The 18245-nt window shown below is 68.3% G+C and carries 12 protein-coding genes; 2 read left to right on the top strand and 10 right to left on the bottom strand.

Annotated elements, in window-relative coordinates:
- Positions 1–21: 21 nt before the first annotated feature.
- The 5 genes from FF090_RS18590 to FF090_RS18570 form a co-directional block, all read right to left on the bottom strand.
- Entirely contained in the window at positions 22–666 is a 645-nt protein-coding gene (locus FF090_RS18590) for a YciI family protein (protein WP_138858160.1), read from the bottom strand.
- Positions 663–1049 (bottom strand): MAPEG family protein, encoded by a 387-nt coding sequence (locus FF090_RS18585; RefSeq protein WP_246071465.1) that lies wholly within the window; start codon positions 1047–1049, stop codon positions 663–665. The genes FF090_RS18590 and FF090_RS18585 overlap by 4 nt, the downstream gene beginning before the upstream one ends.
- Before the next feature lie 129 nt (positions 1050–1178).
- Positions 1179–2114: an alpha/beta fold hydrolase gene (locus FF090_RS18580; protein WP_246071464.1), complete on the bottom strand. Its 936-nt coding sequence runs from the start codon at positions 2112–2114 to the stop codon at positions 1179–1181.
- Positions 2115–2188: 74 nt separating this feature from the next.
- A complete protein-coding gene (locus tag FF090_RS18575) occupies positions 2189–3970 on the bottom strand; it encodes an ATP-binding response regulator (RefSeq protein WP_138858158.1) in 1782 nt (593 codons plus the stop codon).
- On the bottom strand, positions 3967–4569 hold the full coding sequence (locus FF090_RS18570; RefSeq protein WP_138858157.1) for a response regulator transcription factor: 603 nt from the start codon (positions 4567–4569) through the stop codon (positions 3967–3969). The genes FF090_RS18575 and FF090_RS18570 overlap by 4 nt, the downstream gene beginning before the upstream one ends.
- Before the next feature lie 156 nt (positions 4570–4725).
- Here FF090_RS18570 and FF090_RS18565 point away from each other — a divergent pair, with 156 nt between their 5' ends.
- Positions 4726–6867: a lipoxygenase family protein gene (locus tag FF090_RS18565; protein WP_138858156.1), complete on the top strand. Its 2142-nt coding sequence runs from the start codon at positions 4726–4728 to the stop codon at positions 6865–6867.
- A 65-nt stretch (positions 6868–6932) separates the two neighbouring features.
- Here the strand turns inward: FF090_RS18565 and FF090_RS18560 are convergent, their stop codons facing one another.
- Positions 6933–11951: a diguanylate cyclase domain-containing protein gene (locus tag FF090_RS18560; RefSeq protein WP_175423727.1), complete on the bottom strand. Its 5019-nt coding sequence runs from the start codon at positions 11949–11951 to the stop codon at positions 6933–6935.
- 245 nt (positions 11952–12196) lie between these two features.
- Between FF090_RS18560 and FF090_RS18555 the strand changes: the two genes are divergently transcribed.
- Entirely contained in the window at positions 12197–14056 is a 1860-nt protein-coding gene (locus FF090_RS18555; protein ID WP_138858154.1) for a glycoside hydrolase family 13 protein, read from the top strand.
- Here the strand turns inward: FF090_RS18555 and FF090_RS18550 are convergent.
- From FF090_RS18550 to FF090_RS18535, 4 genes are all read right to left on the bottom strand, one after another.
- On the bottom strand, positions 14032–14847 hold the full coding sequence (locus FF090_RS18550) for a fused MFS/spermidine synthase (protein WP_138858153.1): 816 nt from the start codon (positions 14845–14847) through the stop codon (positions 14032–14034). The genes FF090_RS18555 and FF090_RS18550 overlap by 25 nt on opposite strands.
- Positions 14840–15601, bottom strand: a complete 762-nt coding sequence (locus tag FF090_RS18545; RefSeq protein ID WP_138858152.1) for a YoaK family protein — start codon at positions 15599–15601, stop codon at positions 14840–14842. Before FF090_RS18545 ends, FF090_RS18550 begins: the two co-directional genes overlap by 8 nt.
- A 40-nt stretch (positions 15602–15641) precedes the next feature.
- Positions 15642–16901 carry a putative Na+/H+ antiporter gene (locus tag FF090_RS18540; RefSeq protein ID WP_138858151.1) on the bottom strand — a complete coding sequence of 420 codons (1260 nt, stop codon included), beginning with the start codon at positions 16899–16901 and terminating at the stop codon, positions 15642–15644.
- A gap of 81 nt (positions 16902–16982) precedes the next feature.
- Entirely contained in the window at positions 16983–18245 is a 1263-nt protein-coding gene (locus FF090_RS18535) for a S41 family peptidase (RefSeq protein WP_138858150.1), read from the bottom strand.

Here is an 18245-nt window from a genome sequence, read left to right as displayed (position 1 = left end):
GGGGACGGGGTTGGATGGGGTCTAGCGCCGACCGCCGGGCCGCCAGCGGCTGGCGCGCAGCGTGTGCGTGCTCAGACCCTGGGCCAGCAACCATTCGGCGGCGGTGGCCCGTGCGGCTTCGGGGGGCAAGGGCAGCACGCCGGCCATGCCCTCACAGCGGCCGTCAGCGGCGAGCACGAAGCCCAGCAACCACCAAGGGCTGGCCAAGGAACTGGGTGGCGGCGTCGGGCAGTCCCGGGCCGGCCAGTGGGCTTGCACAAAGGCACTGGGCGAGCGGGCGTCGGCGGCACGGGCGACGTCTGCGAGCGGCGCCATGTGGCTGTGGAAGCGCAGCACTTGCACACGGGCGAACAGACCGGCCCGGTGATAGGGCTCGTCCAGCGCGAAGCGCTGGGCAAACGCTGCGCTGGGGGCGCGGATCAGGTGCAAGCTGCCGGCATGGCGCCGGCCGTCGGCCGAGAGCAAGGGGCCGCGGAACAGCAAGCGGTCGGCGAAGCGGTCCATGTAGTCCCAATGGACCTGGGCCAGGGTCATCAACTGCGTGTCGACGCCCTCGGCGTCCTCGGCCAACACGAGGTAGTCGCCGGCGCTGTTGGGCTCGCCGGCACTGTGGGGCGTGTACAGCGACAGGGACAGCGCCAGCAAGGTGGCGAGGGGGGTCTTCATCGCAGATGCCCCAAGAGCAGGATGAGCAGCCCGATCTGTGCCAGCAGGCTCAGCCCATGGGCGCCCTGACGCAGCGGCAAACGGCGTGTGAACAGGGCCCAGGCGTGCACGGCGCGGGCCAGCAGGAAGAGCGCGCAGCAGACCGTCAGGGCGGTGCTGGCGCCAGGAGCCAGCAGCGCGAAGGCCAGGGCCAGCAGCCCGAAGAGCGTGCTCTGCTCCAGGCAGTTGCCATGGGCGCGCATGGCGGCCAACAGGTCCTTGTGGCCGCCGTCACCGAAGCTGACGCGGTGGCGCAGGCGCAGGCGGGACACGTGGAGCGACAGGCCGGTCAGCAGCACGGCCAGCAGCACCAGGGTGATGGCCACGGTGGCGGCGGCCGTCATGGCAGGGCTCGCGTGCATACCGCGCGGCGGCGGCTGGGAGTCCGACAGGGGCCGTGGCCAGCTTGTGGCCGAGGGATTGTCGACTTGGGGATGGGTTCGGTCTGCATGGGCGACTCCGGGGTGGGTAGCTCAGTGGTGGGTGGTCAAGAAGGGGCCCAGCGCGGCCCACACGGCCTCCGGCGCTTCCCATTGCGGCCAGTGCCCCACGCTCTCCAGTCGGACGAGGTCGGTGTCGGGGCGCAGCCTCAGGAAGGCGTCGGCCATGTGGCGGCCGGAGTTGGGGTCGGCCGACCCGTTGACGAGTCGCAGCGGCGGGCACTGTGGACTCAGCAGGGGCTTGAGCAGCCGTTCCTGCAGGGTCAGGCGCTCGCGCCAGAAGGCGCCGACGCGGTGCGCAACCTGCCGACCCTGCTGGTGCTCCAGCAAGGTCCAGAAGTCGTCCAGCAGGTCGGGCTCTGGCGGTGTGGCAAAGAGGCCGCGCACGGTGCGCTCGAAGGCGGTGCGCGAGAGTTGCGGGCCGATCCACCCGCCCAGGGGTGAGGCCAGCAGGCGCTGGATCCAGCGCGGCCGATAGGCCTGCGGGCACAGGCCGCCGTTCAGCAGCACCACGGCCCGCACCCGCAGCGCGCAGGCGCCCTCCTGGATGCGCGCCAGCAGTTCCTGTGCCACGCTGACCCCGAGGTCGTGTGCCACCAGGCTCACTTCGTCGACACCGTGGGCCTGCAGCAGGTCGAGCACCATGTCGGCGTGATCGCCGAGGGCGTAGCTGGCATGCAGGGGCTTGTCGGAGAAGCCCAGTCCTAGAAAGTCAGGCGCCAGCACCTGTCCGCTTTGAGTCAGTCGAGCCCAGAGCGGCGCCCAGTCAAACGAGCCGGTGGGGTAGCCGTGCAACAGCAGTCGGGCTGCGCCCTGCCCGCCTTTGGCCACAAAGATGCGCCGGCCCCGCCAGCTCCAGCTGTGGCCGCGCGCCAACCAGGTGTCGAGGTCCTTGCCCATGTCCGCCGAGGCCGTCGCGCAGTGCGCGGCGCAGTGAAAGTGGCGGCCATTCTTGAGGGCCTCTGACACGGCCACCAGTGTCCGAAAGGGCAGGCTGCCCGAAGGGGCAGGGCCTGTTCACCTCCATGGAAGTCAGCGCTTCCTTAGGCCCGAAGCCCCGGCAAACCGATGCGGGCCTGGCCCAGGAAGGCCCGCAGGGCGGCCGGACGCACAGGCTTGACGAGCACCGGCCAGGCGAGCGATTGCGCCGCGAGTTGCTTGGCCTCGTCCGCATCGCCCGTCAACAAGAGCGCGGGCCGTGCCGAGCCGGCTGCCTGCAGCGAGCGCAGCCATTCCAAGCCGTTTTGCTCACCCGGCAGACGCAGATCGACCAGCAGGGCGTCGGCCGCGAAGCCGGCATCCAGTTGCGCCTGGGCATCGGCCGCTTGCGCGGCGATTTGGACGCTGCAACCCCAGGTCTGCAGCAGCTCGCTCAAGGCGCGCTGGCTGTTCAGATCGTCGTCCACCACCAGAACCCTGAGGTCCTGCAGCGCGCGCGGCGGCGCGGCGCCGGGCGCTGCTGCTTGTGGGTCGAGCGGCGCCAGGGTGGCGAGCGGCAGGCGCAGGCTGAAGCGACTGCCCACGGCGGGCGTTGAGTGGACCTCGATGGGGATCGCCAGCAACTCGCACAGGCGCCGCACGGTGGCCAGGCCCAAGCCCAGGCCCTGCCGCCGGTCGCGCTCCGGATTGCCGACCTGGAAGAAGTCGTCGAACAGGCGGGGCAAGTGCTCGGTGGCGATACCGATGCCGGTGTCCTGCACGCTCAGCACCAGCGTTTGCTCCTGCACCTGGCCCAGCACGTCGATTTGCCCCTGGGCGGTGTAGCGAATGGCATTGGAGACCAGGTTGGCGATCACCCGTGCCAGCAAGGTGGGGTCGCTGTAGACGGCCACCTCGGGAAGGTCCAGCGCCAGCTGCAGGCCCTTGATGCGCGCCAGTGCCCGGTAGGGCCGGCAGGCGTCCTCCACCAGGGCGCGCAGCGGTGTGGGTGCGCCCTGGACCTGGACTTGGCCGAGGTCCAGGCGCGTGACTTCCAACAAGTCATCCACCACCTGCGCCATGCCCTCGACGCACTCGGTCAGATGGCCCGCCACCCGATGCACCTCGGACAGGGAGCGCGACTGCTGCAGGGATTCGGCCAGCAGGCCCAGGGCATGCAGGGGTTGGCGCAGATCGTGATTGGCTGCCGCGAAAAAGCGCGAACGGGCCGTTGTGGCCGCTTCGGCGCGCTGTCGCGCCGCCTCGCTGTGCTGGTACTCGCGCTGCAGGGCCTCCACCAGCTCTTGGGTGCGCTGGCGCTGTTCCCGCATCTCGCGCATCAGGCGCGACTGCCGCTGGCCTTGCACCACCGCATAGAAGCCGAACAGCAGCAGCAGGCCGCCCATCAGCGCATGGGCCAGATCGGCCGCGAGCACATCGCGCAGGCCCAGCGGTGCCAGGACCAGGACCACATGGGCCAGCAGCACCCGCTCGAAGCCCTGCAGCCGCAGCGCACCGCCCAGGGCCACGGCGGCCAGGGTGATGTGCAGCACCGACTCCACCAGCATGGCCTGCGGCCCAGCGGGTAGCCAGGCGGCAAAGGCGCCCAGGGCGCCCCATTGCCCCGCATGCAGCGCCGTGCTGGCCAACCAGGGGCCGCACCAGCTTTGGGCGCGCTCAGGGCTCAGGGGCTGACGACTCCACCGCCACACCGCCGCCAGGCGCGCCAGGGTCAGCAGCAGGAAGGCCGCGATCCAGATCCACAACCAGGGACGCTGCGATGGCGCCAGCGCCTGGTGCAGGACCGCCGAACTCAGCACGGCGGGGAAGGCACTGGCCGGTGCCGCGAGCCAGGTGCTGCGCAGCTGGAGGTCCAGGGTTTCCGGATCGGTGTGTGGGGTGCTCAAAGCAGACCCAGCTCGCGGGCCCGCACCACCAGATGCGTGCGATTGCGGGCCTGCAGTTGTTCGAACAGTGCGGTCACATGCAACTTGACCGTGCGCTCCGCAATGCCCAGGTCATCCGCGATCTGCTTGTTCAAACTGCCCTTGGCGATGCCTTGCAACACCGCCAGTTGTCTGGGAGTCGGGCCGGCGCGCGCAAGCGAGGAGGGGCTGGCGGGGAACCATTCGCCCCCGGCGATCAGGGTGTCGATGGCCCGCAGCATTTGGTGAACCGGCGCGGACTTGCCCAGGCATCCGGCGGCGCCCGCGGCGCGGGCGCGCTGCGCCAGCCAAGGCTCTTCGTCACCGGAGATCAGCGCCCGTGCCAGCAGCGGATGTTGGCGTCCGAATGTCAGCAGGCCTTGCAGGCCGTCCGCGCCCTCGGCCAGACCGAGCCGGTAGTCCAGCAGCAGCAAGTCCAGCTGCGGCTCGCGGGCGGCCCGCGCCAGTCCCTCCTGCAAGGTGAGGGCGTGCTGCACCCGCAGGCCCGGCCGCGCGCTTTCCAGCGCATGGGAAAAGCCCAGGCCGAACAGGGGGTGGTCATCAACAAGCAGGAGGTTCACGGTGGGGCGATGGGGTGGCCTGGAAATTGTCGGTCGACCCGCAGATGCCCGTCCTGCCCTTTGGGGCAGGTGGACGCTTCCCGCCCCGGGGGTTTCCAGGAGAGAGCCAGGCCCAGAGGCCCGCTCCAATGCAGCCCTTGCTCAGAGGATCCGCCCATGACTCTCGCCTTCACCCCCGCCCAGACCCCCACCCTGCCGCAGCAGGACAGCGCCGAACAGCAGTCGGCGCGTGCCTTTCAGTTGTCGCTGGCGCGCACCGAATACAACTACATGCGCAGCTATCTGGAGGCCGTGCCGCTGTCGGCCGACCTCCCCAGCGAAGAGAAATTCAGCCTGGATTACGAGGCCAAGGTGCTGCAGGTCTTCGTGCCGTTGGCGGAGAACTTCAAGAGCGCCGTGATGATGCTGCTGGAACGCGAGCTGCAGGGCGATTTGCCGACGGCGCAGATCGAGGCGGTGCGCGCCGCCTACGACAAGATGAAGCAGGACTTCAGCCTGCTGCACCCGCTGCGCGACATCAAGGAGTTTGAGGCCTTCATCCACGCGTTGGCCGATCTGCCCAAGGCGCTCGAAGGCCTGGTGCGCATCCCCGGGGACCTGGCCAAGATGGCCAGCGGCCTCAAGCAGGTGTTCGACGACTTCATTGCCAACGGCCCCACGGCCTTCCTGAAGAACACCTTGTTCGACATGCTGAGTGAGAGCCATGGGCGCAATTACCTGCAGGCGCAGACTGAAGGAGATTACGAGAAGCTCTTTGTCTCGCTGCCCAAGCCGCTGATGCTGTCCATCGCGCCTCAGCCTTGGATGCCGCAGGATGGTCGCAAGCCTTGCGAGCAGGACTGGTTCTTTGGCTGGCTGCAGACGGCCGGCTTCAACACCACCAATCTGCGCGGGGTGGTGCTGGAAGCCGAGCCCGAAGCCGGCAAAGCGGTGCGGCTGGCCGATCTGCAGCGCAAGTTCCCGATCACCGACGCCATCCTGCAGGGCGTGCTGGGCGATGCCCATATCACGCTGGAACAGGCCGCCCGCGCGCACCGGCTCTATGTGTGCGACTACGCCATGCTGGAAGGCGCCAAGGCCGACCCCGTGCACGGCGAGCCGCGCTATATGGCGGCGCCCATCGCTTTGTTCTACTGGAATCCGCAGGCGCCGGCTGGTTACCCGGCCCAGCCCGATGGCGTGCTGCAGCCCATCGCCATCCAGTTGGCGCAGGCCCACGACCCCGAAGCCGCGCCCTTGTTCACGCCCAATGACTGCGCGAGCGCCAACGACCCCAAGGGCCTGAAGTGGCGCATTGCCAAATACTTTGTGAATGTGGTGTGTGCGATCCAGCATGAGTCGGTCGCGCACCTGGGCGACTGCCATCTGATCATCGAGCCCATGGTGGTGGCCGCGCACCGCCAGCTGGCGCTGCAGCACCCCTTGCTGAAGCTGCTCAAGCCGCACTTCCGTTTCACCATCAACATCAACGACTCGGCCATCCATAGCCTGATCATTCCGGGCGGCGTGGTGGCCACCAATGTGGGGCCGGCCATCGAAGACACCCTGCGCCTGGTGGGCGAGGCCCACCGCGCCTGGCGCTGGGACGAGAACAACCCCGAGCGCGTGTTCCGCCTGCGCGGCCTGCAAGCGCTGCCGCAGTTCGCCTTCCGCGATGACACCCTGCTGCTGTGGGCCGCCATCAAGCGCTTTGTGGCGGGCTATCTGCGCTGCTACTACCGCAGTGACGAGGACGTGCGCTCGGACGCCGAGCTGCAGGGCTGGATCCATGAGCTGACCGCGCCGCAGTACTGCGGCTTCCAAGGTCTGGGCGGTTTGACGCCGACGGGCGACCCCGCACGGCCCTGGCGCCTGGACAGCCTGGACTACCTGATCGAGATGGTGGCGCAGATCATCTACACCGCCGGCCCGCAGCACGCGGCGGTGAACTATGCGCAGTACCCGCTGATGTCCTATATGCCCAGTGTGGCCGGCACGATCTACAGCCCGGCCCCCACGCGCAGCCAGGTGCTGACGGACGAGAAGGACTGCCTGGCCTGGTACCCCCCGCTGGATGTGGGCCTGTACACCTTCTCCTTCGAGTACCTGCTCAGCGGTGTGCAGTACGACCGCTTCGGTCACTACGAGAGCAACCCGCGCGTGCCCTACTTTGAGGACCCGCGTGTGCAGCCCCTGGTGGCCGATTTGCAGGATGCGCTGGCCCTGGCCGAGATCGAGATCCGCCGGCGCAACCAGGCCCGCCCGGTGGACTACCCCTTCCAGCTGCCTTCGCAGATCCCCAACAGCATCTCCATCTGACCGCCTACAGGGCCGGGCTGCGCCCGGTCCTTCACCCTCTGGGAACTCGAGGGGCTCGGGGAGCCTTATGAGTTCTGGCAGTAGCGCGCCCGGCCCTCGCGCTTGGCGCGGTAGAGGGCCTGGTCGGCGCTGCGGATCAGGGTCTCGGGGCGACTGTCCGCCTGGGCCACCAGGGTGCTGATGCCGATGCTGATGGACACCACCGAGCTGACGCTGGAGCGCGCGTGGGGGATGCGGCAGGCAGCCAGGCGGCTCAGGCAGTCTTGGGCAATCAGCGCTGCGGCGGCGGCGTCGGTCTGCGGCAGCAGCAGCGCGAATTCTTCGCCGCCATAGCGCGCCACCAGATCGGTGCCGCGCGCGCCGGCCAGGCTGAGCACCTGGGCCACGGTCTGGATGCAGGCGTCGCCTTCCAGGTGGCCGTAGTGGTCGTTGAACTGCTTGAAGTGGTCGATGTCCACCATCAGCAGGCTGAGCGGATGCTCGTGGCGCTGGCTGCGGCGCCATTCCAGCGCCAGGCGCTCGTCAAAGGCGCGGCGGTTGGCAATGCCGGTCAGACCATCCTTCATGCTCATCAGGCGCAGCGCCTCGGTGCGCTGGGCCACCTTCTCTTCCAGGCTCTCGTAAAGACGGGCGTTGACGAGCGAGATGGCGGCCTGGGTGCACAGCAGCTCCAGGGTCTGCTGCTGCTTGGTGGTGAAGGCGTTTTCCAGCAGGTTGTTTTCCAGATAAACCAGGGCCACCAGGCGGCCCTGGGCCTGCACCGGCATGCACAGCACCGATTTGGGTTGGTGCCGGCGCAGATAGCCGGTGTGGGCAAAGCGCGGGTCTTGGGCGGGCTGGTTCACCACCAGGGTCTGGCGGGTGAGCTGCACGAATTCCAGCAAGGCCAGGGGCAGCACATCGCTTTGCTGCACCAGGGCCTGGTTCAGGCGCTGATGCTCGAGCGCCTGGCCGGCGCGGCCGCCGCCCAGGGCTTCCAGGATGAGCACGCCCTCGTCGGCGCGCACGATGGCGCCCAGCTCGGCGCCGGCGGCTTCCAGCAGCAGGCTCAGCATCTGGTCCAGCAGGCTGCCCAGCTGGATTTGCTGCGAGAGCGCCAGATAGGCCTTGAGCAGGGCTTGCAGGTCCAGTTGGCCGACCGGGTCGGTGCCGATGCGCAGGCTGCTGCCGTGCAGACTGCTGCTGGCCGCCAGACTGCTGCCGGCGCGGCGGTGTGCCGCCACGCCAAAAGCCAGCTGCGGCCATTGCTCCTCCACCTGCCGGCATTTGGCCAGGGCGCCCCAGCGCCGGTAGTGGAAGTGCGCCTCGCGGATGAACTGGGCGGCGAGCTGCTTTTGATCCTGGGCGCGCCAGAACTGCGCATAAAGCTCGTTGGCCAGCGCCTCCTGGCAGGGGAAGTCGGCCTCGGCTGCGGCTTCGATGGCCTGGGCGTAGTGGCGCATGGCGGCACGCTCGTCGCCGCTTACGCGCGCCCATTCGGCGGCGATCAATAACTGCTTGTGGCGGAAATTGGCCTCGCAGCCTTGCGCCCAAAGCTCGAACTGCGCCAGCCAGGTCGGGGTCTGCGTGGCGTCGAGCTCGGGTGCGGTGAAGCCCGCGCGCAGCTGGCCCAGGGCGACGAAGAAGCAGGCCTCGACCCAGGTCGGGCTGTCGGGCATGCACTGCGCGATCAGCGGCAGGTTGGCCGCGCACAGGCGCCAGCCTTCCGGGTCGTCCATCAAATAGGCGTGGCGCAGCCGGGCCGAGCTGTAGAGCGCCAGCGGGATGGAGGGCGTGCGGTAGTCGCCGGCAAAGAAGTCGCTGCTGCTGCAGTCGGCACTGTCAAAGCTCAGCGCGTCGGTGCTGCGGCCGCGCAGCGCCAGCACGGGCTGCAGCACGCCCTGGCGCAGCATGGCCTCAATGGCCGGCTGCTGGCTGCGCTGCAGGAAGCGCAGGCCGCGTTCGCATTCCACCTCCAACTCGTCCAGCGGCGTGCCTTGCACAAAGCGATTGACGGCGCGCAGCAGCGCACAGAAACCGGACGACAGTGGGTTGATGCCGTCTTGCCCCATCTCCAGGCCGCGGTCCAGCAGCGGCAAGGTGTTGGCCAGCGGCTCGCCCCAGTGTTGGTAGAAGGGCGCGAAGTACTGGTAGACGGTGATGCGGAAGTAGCGGTTGTCGCGCTGCTCGGCCAGGCGCAGCGCCAGCTGGCCCATGGCGTAGATGCGCGGATAGGGCGTCTTGGCGGCCGACATGGCTGTCAGGTAGGCCACATAGGCCACGCAGCTGAGGTCGCACTGCCCGTGTTGCAGGGTGGTGCGCACCATCCGGCAGGCGTTGAGCAGGAAGGCGCCGAAACGGCCGGTCTGGTAGCTGGCGTAGGACAGCGCGAAGGCCAGACGCATTTGGGCCAGTTGCGCCGGGGCCTGCATCTCAGCGGTCTGCAGCAGGGCGTCCAAGGGCTGGCGGGCCAACAGGTCTTCGGTCTGTGCGAACTCCTGGGCGAAGGCGGCGAAGGCGGCTGCGTCATCCTCCGGGAAGGGCTGGCCCAACTCCGCCAGGGCCTGCAGCAGCACCGGGAGAGCGTCGGCGTAGCGGCCCTGGATCAGGTACTGATCGGCCTGCACCCCGCACAGGCTGACCCGTCCGAGCGCGTCCTGGCAGGCCGCCAGAGCCTGCGGATAGAGCGCTTCGGCGGCCTCGAAGTGACCAGCCAGGTACTCGGCCTCGGCCAACTCGCGGTGAATGCTCAAGGCCTCTTCGGGCAGGCGCTGCCAGGCTTGCTCGGGCAGCAGGGCCAGGGCCTGACGCAGCAGCTCGGCCGCCGCAGCATGGGCATTGCCGGCCTTGGCGCGCAGGCCGGCGCGCAAATTGAGCGTGCGCAGGCCCTCGCGTTCGGTGGCGTCGGTGATCAGCGGCAGCGCCCGGTTCAGGCAATCCACCAGCACGAACAGCCGCTCCTCGCGGGCCTCGGCGCTGCCGGCATCGCGCAAGCGGCGGCCACAGTGCAGCAGCAAGGCCATGCGCTGGTCTTCCGGCGTCAGCTCGTGCGCGGCCTGTTGCACGCGGTCGTGCAGGAAGCGGTAGCGCGCGCCCGGCAGCAGCGCGGGCACCTGGTCGAATTTGTAGCTCTCGTCCAGTGGCAGGACCAGGCCGGCCTGCAGGGCCGGCCACAGGCGGCTGGCGCAGTCGGCGGCGCCCAGCTCGCTCAGGCCCATCAAGTCACCCAGGCTGAAGCCTTGACCCAGGAGCGCCGCCTGGGCCAGCAGTTGCTGGGTGGGTGGCTGCAGGCTGCGCAGGCGCGCCAGCATCAGGGTGACGACGTTGTCCGTCATGCCGCGCTGGCGGATCTTTTCCACCTGCCAGCGCCAGGCACCGGCGTTGCGCTCGTAATGGATGTCGCCCTGCTCCACCAGGCTGTGGAGGAACTGTCCGAGGAAGAAGGGGTTGCCGGCCGTCTTCTCGCTGCATAGCTCGGCCAGCGGCATGACTTGGGCCGGTGTGGCGCGCAGGGTGTCGGCAATCAGGGCGCGCACCTGGTCAGGCGGCAGCGGGCCCAGGTTCAAGCGCTGCACGGTGCCGCGGCGGGACTCCAGGGCGGCGATCAACACGGACAGCGGGTGCAGCGCGTCCACCTCGTTGTCGCGGTAGGCGCCGACGATCAGGGTGCTGCGGCTGCTTTCATCCCGCAGCAGGTGTTCCAGCAGGCGCAGGGTCGGGGCATCGGCCCACTGCAGATCGTCCAGAAAGATCAGCAGCGGGTGGGTGCGCGCGGCCAGGGCGCGCACAAAGTTCGCAAACGCGATGTGAAAGCGCCGCTCGGTCTCGGCGGCGGGCAGGCTGGCCAGCGGGGGCGGCGGACCGATCAAAAGGGTCAGCTGGGGCACGATGGCCGTCACGGCGCCGGCCTGTTCGCCCAAGGCGCGGCCCAGATGATCACGCCAGTACTGACGGCGCTCTTCGCCCTCGACGGCCAGCTGCTGCATCAGCGGCTGAAAGGCCTGGATCAGGGCGGCGTAGGGCTGGTTGCGGCGGTACTGGTCGCACTTGCCGCGCAAGAAGTAGCCACGCCGCGCCACGATGGGGCTGTGCAGCTCGCTGATCAGCGCGGTCTTGCCCTGCCCCGATCCGCCGGCCACCAGCAGCAGATCGGTGCGGCCATTGGCCACGCGCTCGAAGGCATCGAGCAGGGTCTGGGTTTCGGTCGCGCGGCCGTAGAGTTTTTGGGCCACGCTGAAGCGTTCGGGGATGTCGGCGCTGGCCAGCGCAAAGCGCTCGATATGCCCCCGGGCCTTGAGTGCCGCGGCACAGCGCTCCAGGTCCAGGCGCAGGCCGTAGCTGCTTTGGTAGCGTTCGTCGGGGTTCTTGGCCAGCAGGCGCTGCACCACCTCGGAAAGCGCCTCGGGGATGGTCGGATCCATCCGGTGCAGGGGCGGAGGCAGCATGGCCAGCTGCGCATGCAGCAGGGCCATCGGATCCTTGGCGCGGAACGGCAGCTGGCCGCAAAACAGCTCGTAGAGCGTCACCCCCAGCGAGTAGAAGTCGCAGCGGTAGTCGACATCCAGATTGGTGCGCCCGGTCTGCTCAGGCGCCATGTATTCCAGGGTGCCGCGCAGATAGGCGTCGGCACCGCGCCGGGCCTCATGGTCCAGCCGGGTGGAAAGGCCGAAGTCGCACAGCTTGAGGCGCAGCTGGGCCAGGTCCACCAGCACGTTCTTGGGGGCGATGTCCCCATGAATCAGGTGCTGCTGATGCACATCGCTGAGGGCCTCGGTGAGTTGGATGGCCAGGCTCAGGCGCTCGCCCAGATCGAGTACCTGGCGCTCGATCAGCTGGGCCAGGTTGTAAGGCCCGAAGTCTTCCAGCACCAGCACCAGGCGGCGGCCCACGCTGCGCAGACTGCGCGCCTTGATCACCCACTCCGAGTCCAGCGACTGCAGCACCGCAAACTCGTGGTGCCAGCGCGCCACCATCTCGGGGGCCGGCTGCTCGCTGTCCAGTACCTTCAGCACCACCCGCTCGCCCTGGGTGGTGACGGCGCTGCTGACCACGGTTTCGCCCAGCGTGTGGATCACATCCTGAAGCGTGAAACCGGCGAGCTGCATGGCGCTTGATGAAGGGAGTGAGGGGGCCGGAAGGCCACCGGTCAGCATACGCGCGCGCATCATGGATGGCGGGGTCAGCTGGGGCAGGGCTTTCACCGTGGCGCCCCAGGACGTTCACTGTCTCCTTTGGCGTGCTATCGAAGTAGCAAAACAACACAAGTTCGATGTTGGCGCTAGGCCTAATGGCCATGAATCGAAATTTGCCTTAGCGTTAGAGAGTAATAAAACTACATTTGCAGTCCGGCATGCCCCCCTTGCTCCCAGCCCTGACGGCCCTGATGACCTTGACCCTGTCCGCCTCGGTGGCGGCTGACGTGCAGCGCATCGAGCCCCCGCATTGGTGGGTTGGCATGCAGCAGCCGCAGCTGCAACTGCTGGTGCAGGGCCCTGGCATTGCCGCGCGCCAACCCAGCCTGCAGGCGCCCGGGGTGCGCTTGAAGTCGGTGCAACGGCTGGGCAGTCCGAACTACCTGGTGCTGGACCTGGAGTTGACGCCGCAGGCCAAGCCCGGCTGGCTGGAACTGCGCTTCGACGGCGCTGGCCAGCCCTGGACCCAGCGCTATGAGTTGCGCCAGCGCGCGCCCGGTTCGGCGCAGCGCCAGGGTTTCGGTCCCCAGGATGCGATCTACCTGGTGGTGCCGGATCGCTTTGCCCAGGGACAGGCGAGCAAGACTTTGCCTGCGCACTTGGTTGAGGCGACGGGTACCCGCCAGGACCCCGGCGCCCGCCATGGGGGCGATCTGGCCGGCCTGCGTGCCCATTTGGGCTACATCGCGGGCATGGGCTTCACGCAGCTCTGGCCCACGCCCCTGGTGGAAAACAACGGCGAGCGCTACAGCTATCACGGCTACGCCGCCAGCGACTTCTACGCCATTGACCCGCGCTTTGGCCGTCATGCCGATTACCTGGCCTTGAGCGCCGAAGCGCGCGCGCTGGGCGTAGGGCTGATCCAGGACATCGTGCTCAACCACATCGGCGCCAGCCACCGCTGGATGCAGGACCTGCCCAGCCCGGACTGGGTGAACCAGTGGCCGAGCTACACGGAAACCAGCCACGCCCACATGAGCCTGCTGGACCCCTATGCCGCGCCCAGCGATCGCGAACGGTTTGCCAGCGGTTGGTTCACGCAGCAGATGCCTGACCTGAACCAGCGCCATCCGGTGGTGGCGAACTATCTGACCCAGATGTCGATCTGGTGGGTCGAGGAGGCCGGCCTGTCGGGCATCCGCACCGACACCTATGCCTACTCGGACCGCGACTTCCTGGCGCGCTGGACAGCGCGGCTGATGGCCGAGTACCCGCGCCTCAACATCGTGGGCGAGGAATGGAGCCCGCACCCGGCCGTGGTGGCCTACTGGCAGCGTGGCAAGACCAACCACGACGGCTATCGCTCCAGCCTGCCGGCGCTGATGGACTTCCCGCTGCAGGGAGCCTTGTTGGCCGCCTTGACCGAGACCGACAGCCACTCCGGCGGCTTCGCCAAGCTCTACGAGGCCTTGTCCCACGACTTCCTGTACGCGGCGCCCGAGCAGTTGGTGCTGTTCGCGGGCAATCACGACACCCCGCGCTTCTTCAGCCTGCTCAAAGAGGACCCCGCGGCGGCGCAGATGGCCCTGGCCTTCATGGCCAGCACGCGGCGCATTCCGCAGTTCTTCTACGGCGACGAAGTGCTGTTCACCAGCCCGGCACAGCGCGACGACGGCCAAGTGCGCGCGCCCATGCCCGGGGGGTGGGCGGGCGATGTCGTCAACGCGTTCAGCGGCCAGGGCCTGAGCCCTGCCCAGCGCGAGATGCAGGCCTTTGTGCGCCGGCTCTTCAACTGGCGCAAGACCGAGCCCCTGGTGCACAGCGGCCAGCTGATGCAGTACACGCCGCGCGACGGCGTCTATGTGCTGTTCCGCTACCAGCCCGCCCAGAAGCGACGCCTGATGCTGGTGCTGAACAAGAACGAGGGTGAGACGCGGCTGGCGTTGGCGCGCTTCCCGGAAATGACCACCGGACTCGCGCGCGTGCGCGGCGCCCTGGGCGGTGCCGCCCCCCAACTGCAGGACGGTGTGCTGACCCTGCCGGCGCGCGGCGCCTATGTATTGATGCTGGACGAGTGAGTTCGAAACCGCTGCAGGGTGCGGCTCACGCCCACCAGGGCGGGCATCAGCTGCTTGCGCGGCGCGTCGGCCAGCCGGTCGCGCCAACGCCAGCCATGGCGTTCAAACTGCGCCAGCAAGTCACCCTGGGTGGCAAAGGCGATGGCGTTGCTGCATTCAACATCAGTGACCACCAGCACCTGCTCATCGAACACCTGACGCAGGCGCTCCAGTTGGGGCTCGAAGTCTGCAAACCCGGGGCATAGATTCACGGCCAGCACGCCCTCATCGGTCAGCGTGTCCCGGCAGTCTTGGTAGAAGGTCCGCGTCGCCAAGGCCTCGGGCTGACCATTGCCATCAAAGGCATCCACCAGCAGCGCGTCGAAGTGGCGCGGGGGATCGCGCACGAACTCCGCGCCATCAGCCAGCCTGACCTTGAAGCGTTCGTCGTCGGCCGGCAGCAAAAAGGTCTGGCGCAATTCCAGCACCTCGGCGTTGTTCTCTACCACCTTCAGCTCCACCTCCGGCAAGTGGGCCAGCATGAAGCGAACCAGGGAACCGCCGCCCAGGCCGATCATGGCAATGCGCCGAGCCTGCGCCGAGAACAGCAGGAAGCCCATCATGGTGCGGGTGTAGGCCAAGGTCAGTCGGTCGGGGTGCCGCAGGTCCATGCGGCTTTGCGTGGCCGCAAAGGAGAAGTGCAGCGACAGGCTGGCCGCCGTCTTCACCACATAGGGGACAGGCAGAGCCGGGCCGGGTGCCGCCTCAAAGGTGTCCGGCTCGTCAAGGTCGTCGTGGCTTCGTTCAGTCATGGGGGGGCGCCGCCTTCAGCCATTGGCGAACATCATCCAGGGCCGGCATCAGAGCGAGCGCGGCCACCAGCGCGGCCAGCGGCAGGGTGGAGACATAGCCATGGCGGTCAAAGCCCCAGGCGCCGACCAGGCCGCCGCCAGAGAACGCCGCCAGCAGACCGGCCAACACCCGCAGCCGGGTCCGATCCGCGCGCACCTCCAGGCCGGGCAGTTCGCGTCGATTGACATAAAGCAGCCGACCCAGCTCGATGCCCAGATCGGTGACGACTCCGGTCATGTGCGTGGTGCGGATGACGGCATTGGACAGCTTGGTGATGACGGCGTTCTGCAGCCCCATGATGAAGCACAGCAGCAGCACCGTCATGGGCACAAACAGGGTCTCGTGGTGCGAGAGCCAGGCGCCCATCAGGCCAAAAAGCAGAATGAGACCGGCCTCCAGCAGCAGCACGATGGCGAACTCGCTGCGCAATTGGCGGCGCCTCGCCAAGTTCACCAACAGGGCGCAGCACAGGGCGCCTAACAAGAAGGCCAACACGGCGATCACGCCATCTGCCACCAAGTCCCAGTGCCCCAGCACGGCATGGTCGGCGGCCGAGGACAGACTCCCGGTCACGTGTGATGTGTACTGCCGCACCGCCAGAAAGCCACCGGCATTTAATGCGCCAGCTACGAAGGCCAACAACCAGCCCAAGCGGCGGTCCGCCTGGATGCTGCGCCTCGAGCCGGTCAGCTGGCGGGCGAACTGGATCGGCATGAATGCCCCGGCTCCGTCATTAATAAGTCGAGAACAGGCCTTAAAGCAAGCGGAAGGCCAGGATCGCCACCACGGTGGGTGGCAGGGCGCCAATGAGCAAGCCCAGCGGCGAGATGGCGCCGTCGTCGAACTTGCTGCGCAGGATGGACACGCCCGCCGGGTTGGGGGCGTTGGCAATCACGGTCAGGCCGCCGCCGGTGACCGCGCCGGCCACCAGGGCCACCTTGAATTCCTCGCTCAGGCCCTCGACCAGCGAGCCCAGATAGGTGAGTGCGGCGTTGTCGGTGATGGCGGTGAGCGCTGTGGCGCCGAAGTACACCGCGTTGGCGTCCATCTTCATCAACAGCGGCTGCAGCCACCACTGCTGCAAGCCGCCCAGCACCACCAGGCCGCCCAGGAAGAAGGCCACCAGCAGGGCCTCGCGCAGGATCAATGGGTCCTGGTGTCGCTTGTACGCGGTGGCAAAGCCGATGAAGAACAACAGCAGGCCGATGAAGACCGCCGGGTGGTGTGCAAACACCACCACCCCGAGCAGGAACAGCAGGTGCACGGCAATCACCGAAAGCGGCACGCGCGCGGCCGTCTGGGCCGGGGGCTGTCCCATATGGGCCAACTCCTTGCGGAACAGCAGCATGGCGCAGCCGCCATTGATGGCCACCGCCATGGCGGCCTTCCAACCAAAGGTGCTGACCATGAACCACAGGTCCCAGTTCCACTTGGCCGCCACCATCAGCACCGGCGGCGCGGCAAAGGGCGTGAGCGTGCCGCCGATGGAAATGTTGACGAACAACACGCCCAGGGTCGTGTACTTGAGCTTGGTGGAAATCTCGCGGCTGAATAGCGTGTCGCGCAGCATCAGCGCGGCCAGGGTCATGGCGGCGGGCTCGGTGATGAAGCTGCCCAAGAGCGGCACCAAGGCCAGCAGCAGGAAGTACATCGCCATGCCGCGCGGCAAGGGCACGAAGCGCGCCACCGCCTGAACCAAGCCACCGGCGAACTGCAGGATGGGCCGGGTGCCGGCCACCACCATGATGGCGAACACGAACAGCGGTTCGGTGAAATTGCGCGTGTCGATGTACTGCACCGCCTCGGCCTTGCCGGCGAGCGCGGCCATGCAAACCACCAGCACCAGGGCCCAGAAGCCAAACACCACCTCGACCTCGCCCAGCAGATGCCAGAGCCCCGCATGGCGCGGCTGGCGGTGCGCCAGGCCCTCGAAGAACTTCGTCGAGAAGGTGTGGATCAAGGCCAGGCCGAAGAGGATGGCGGCGAGGATCTGCAGGGTGCTGGGGTTGTTCATGACTTGGAAAAGCAAGATCCGCGTGGCGGCCCGACCAGCGCGTGAACCTGTTGCCCTGAAGGGCAACACCCGGCGCAGAGTCTACGGTGCGATCAACTCCGCCTCGGCGGCTTCGAGCACCTCGTCGCGTCCGGCACGCAGGGCAGCCAGGGTGCGGGGCACCGCGCGGTCCGGTTCGACCCCCTGACCCTCGATGCGCCGGCCGTCCGGCAGCGTGATGCCCATTTCGCTGATGGCCAAGCGGGCCTGCGGGGCCAGCGGCACATGGCGACGGATGCCCAGCAGGCAGCCGCAGCTGGTCTCGCCCAGCACGCGGGCGCGGCCATGGAATTGCAGGCTGGAGGCCAGCATCTCCGCGCCGCTGGCGGACTGGCGATCCATCAACACCCGCAGCGGGCCGGCGTAAAGCGCGGCGGTTCCTCCGGCACGGTGCGTCTGGCGGTCGGTGCCGCCTTTGGCCTGGGTGATCTGGATGGGCTGGCTTTGGGGCAACAGCCGGTCGAGCAGGCGCTTGGTCATGTCGAAATTGCCGCCGCCATTGCCGCGCAGGTCCAGCACCAGGCCCTTGAGCGGTGGCAGCTCGCGCAGCGCCTTCACCAGGGCCGCCTCGATACCGACGTCGAATCGATTCCACTGCAACACGCCCACGCCCGAGGGGCGCAGCTCGAGGCGCCAGCGTGCCGGCGTGGGCCGTTCGCGGCGGCTCAAGCTTTGCTCCTGGACAGCGCCGGAGGCGTTCTGCCAGCGCAGCGCCACCGTGCTGCCCAGCGGCCCATCAAGCCAGCGACGCAGGGCGCTGAGTTCGCGTGCTTGTGCCGTCGAGCTCTGGCGGGCGTCGCGCAGGTGCTCGGCCCAGAGGTCTTCGGGGGAGCGGCCTTGCCACTGCAGCAGCACGTCACCTGGGCGCAGGCCGGCGTCGAAGGCGGGGCTGTCGGGCAGCACCCGGTCGATCACCCACTGGCCTTCCAACTGGGCCAGGCCCAGGCCCAGCGAGGGGCCGCGGTCCTCGGTCTTGCGCTGCACCTCGCGCGGGCCTTCGACACGGGTGTGGGCATCGCGCCGTTCACCGGCCAGTCCGTCCAGCGCCTGCCAAAGCGCTTCGGGGTCGGCCTCGCTTGCACCCAGCACCGCTGCGCGATGGCGCAGTGGGGCGTCGCCCCAGCCGGGTGGCGCTGGGTCGACATGGCGTTCGTCAATCAACTGCCAGACTCGCTGCAGCAGGGCCTCGCGTTCGCCGGCATCGCGCGGTGCCGGCGGCACCACGGCGCAGCCGGCCAGCAGCGACACAAGGCCGAAGAAAAACGCGGGCCTGAGCCCGCGTTGCATCCAAGCCGAAATCAGCAT

Source organism: Inhella inkyongensis, from assembly GCF_005952805.1.
GTDB lineage: Bacteria > Pseudomonadota > Gammaproteobacteria > Burkholderiales > Burkholderiaceae_C > Inhella > Inhella inkyongensis.
Note: the sequence above shows the minus strand (reverse complement) of the source record. Positions and strands in the feature narration are given on the sequence as shown.

Excerpts from the sequence above, each read along its gene's own strand:
- FF090_RS18540 (WP_138858151.1), bottom strand. The coding sequence starts at position 16,901 with ATGAACAACCCCAGCACCCTGCAGATCCTCGCCGCCATCCTCTTCGGC.
- FF090_RS18550 (WP_138858153.1), bottom strand. The coding sequence starts at position 14,847 with ATGACTGAACGAAGCCACGACGACCTTGACGAGCCGGACACCTTTGAG.
- FF090_RS18545 (WP_138858152.1), bottom strand. The coding sequence starts at position 15,601 with ATGCCGATCCAGTTCGCCCGCCAGCTGACCGGCTCGAGGCGCAGCATC.
- FF090_RS18535 (WP_138858150.1), bottom strand. The coding sequence starts at position 18,245 with ATGCTGATTTCGGCTTGGATGCAACGCGGGCTCAGGCCCGCGTTTTTC.
- FF090_RS18555 (WP_138858154.1), top strand. The coding sequence starts at position 12,197 with ATGCCCCCCTTGCTCCCAGCCCTGACGGCCCTGATGACCTTGACCCTG.
- FF090_RS18565 (WP_138858156.1), top strand. The coding sequence starts at position 4,726 with ATGACTCTCGCCTTCACCCCCGCCCAGACCCCCACCCTGCCGCAGCAG.
- FF090_RS18590 (WP_138858160.1), bottom strand. The coding sequence starts at position 666 with ATGAAGACCCCCCTCGCCACCTTGCTGGCGCTGTCCCTGTCGCTGTAC.
- FF090_RS18560 (WP_175423727.1), bottom strand. The coding sequence starts at position 11,951 with ATGCAGCTCGCCGGTTTCACGCTTCAGGATGTGATCCACACGCTGGGC.
- FF090_RS18585 (WP_246071465.1), bottom strand. The coding sequence starts at position 1,049 with ATGACGGCCGCCGCCACCGTGGCCATCACCCTGGTGCTGCTGGCCGTG.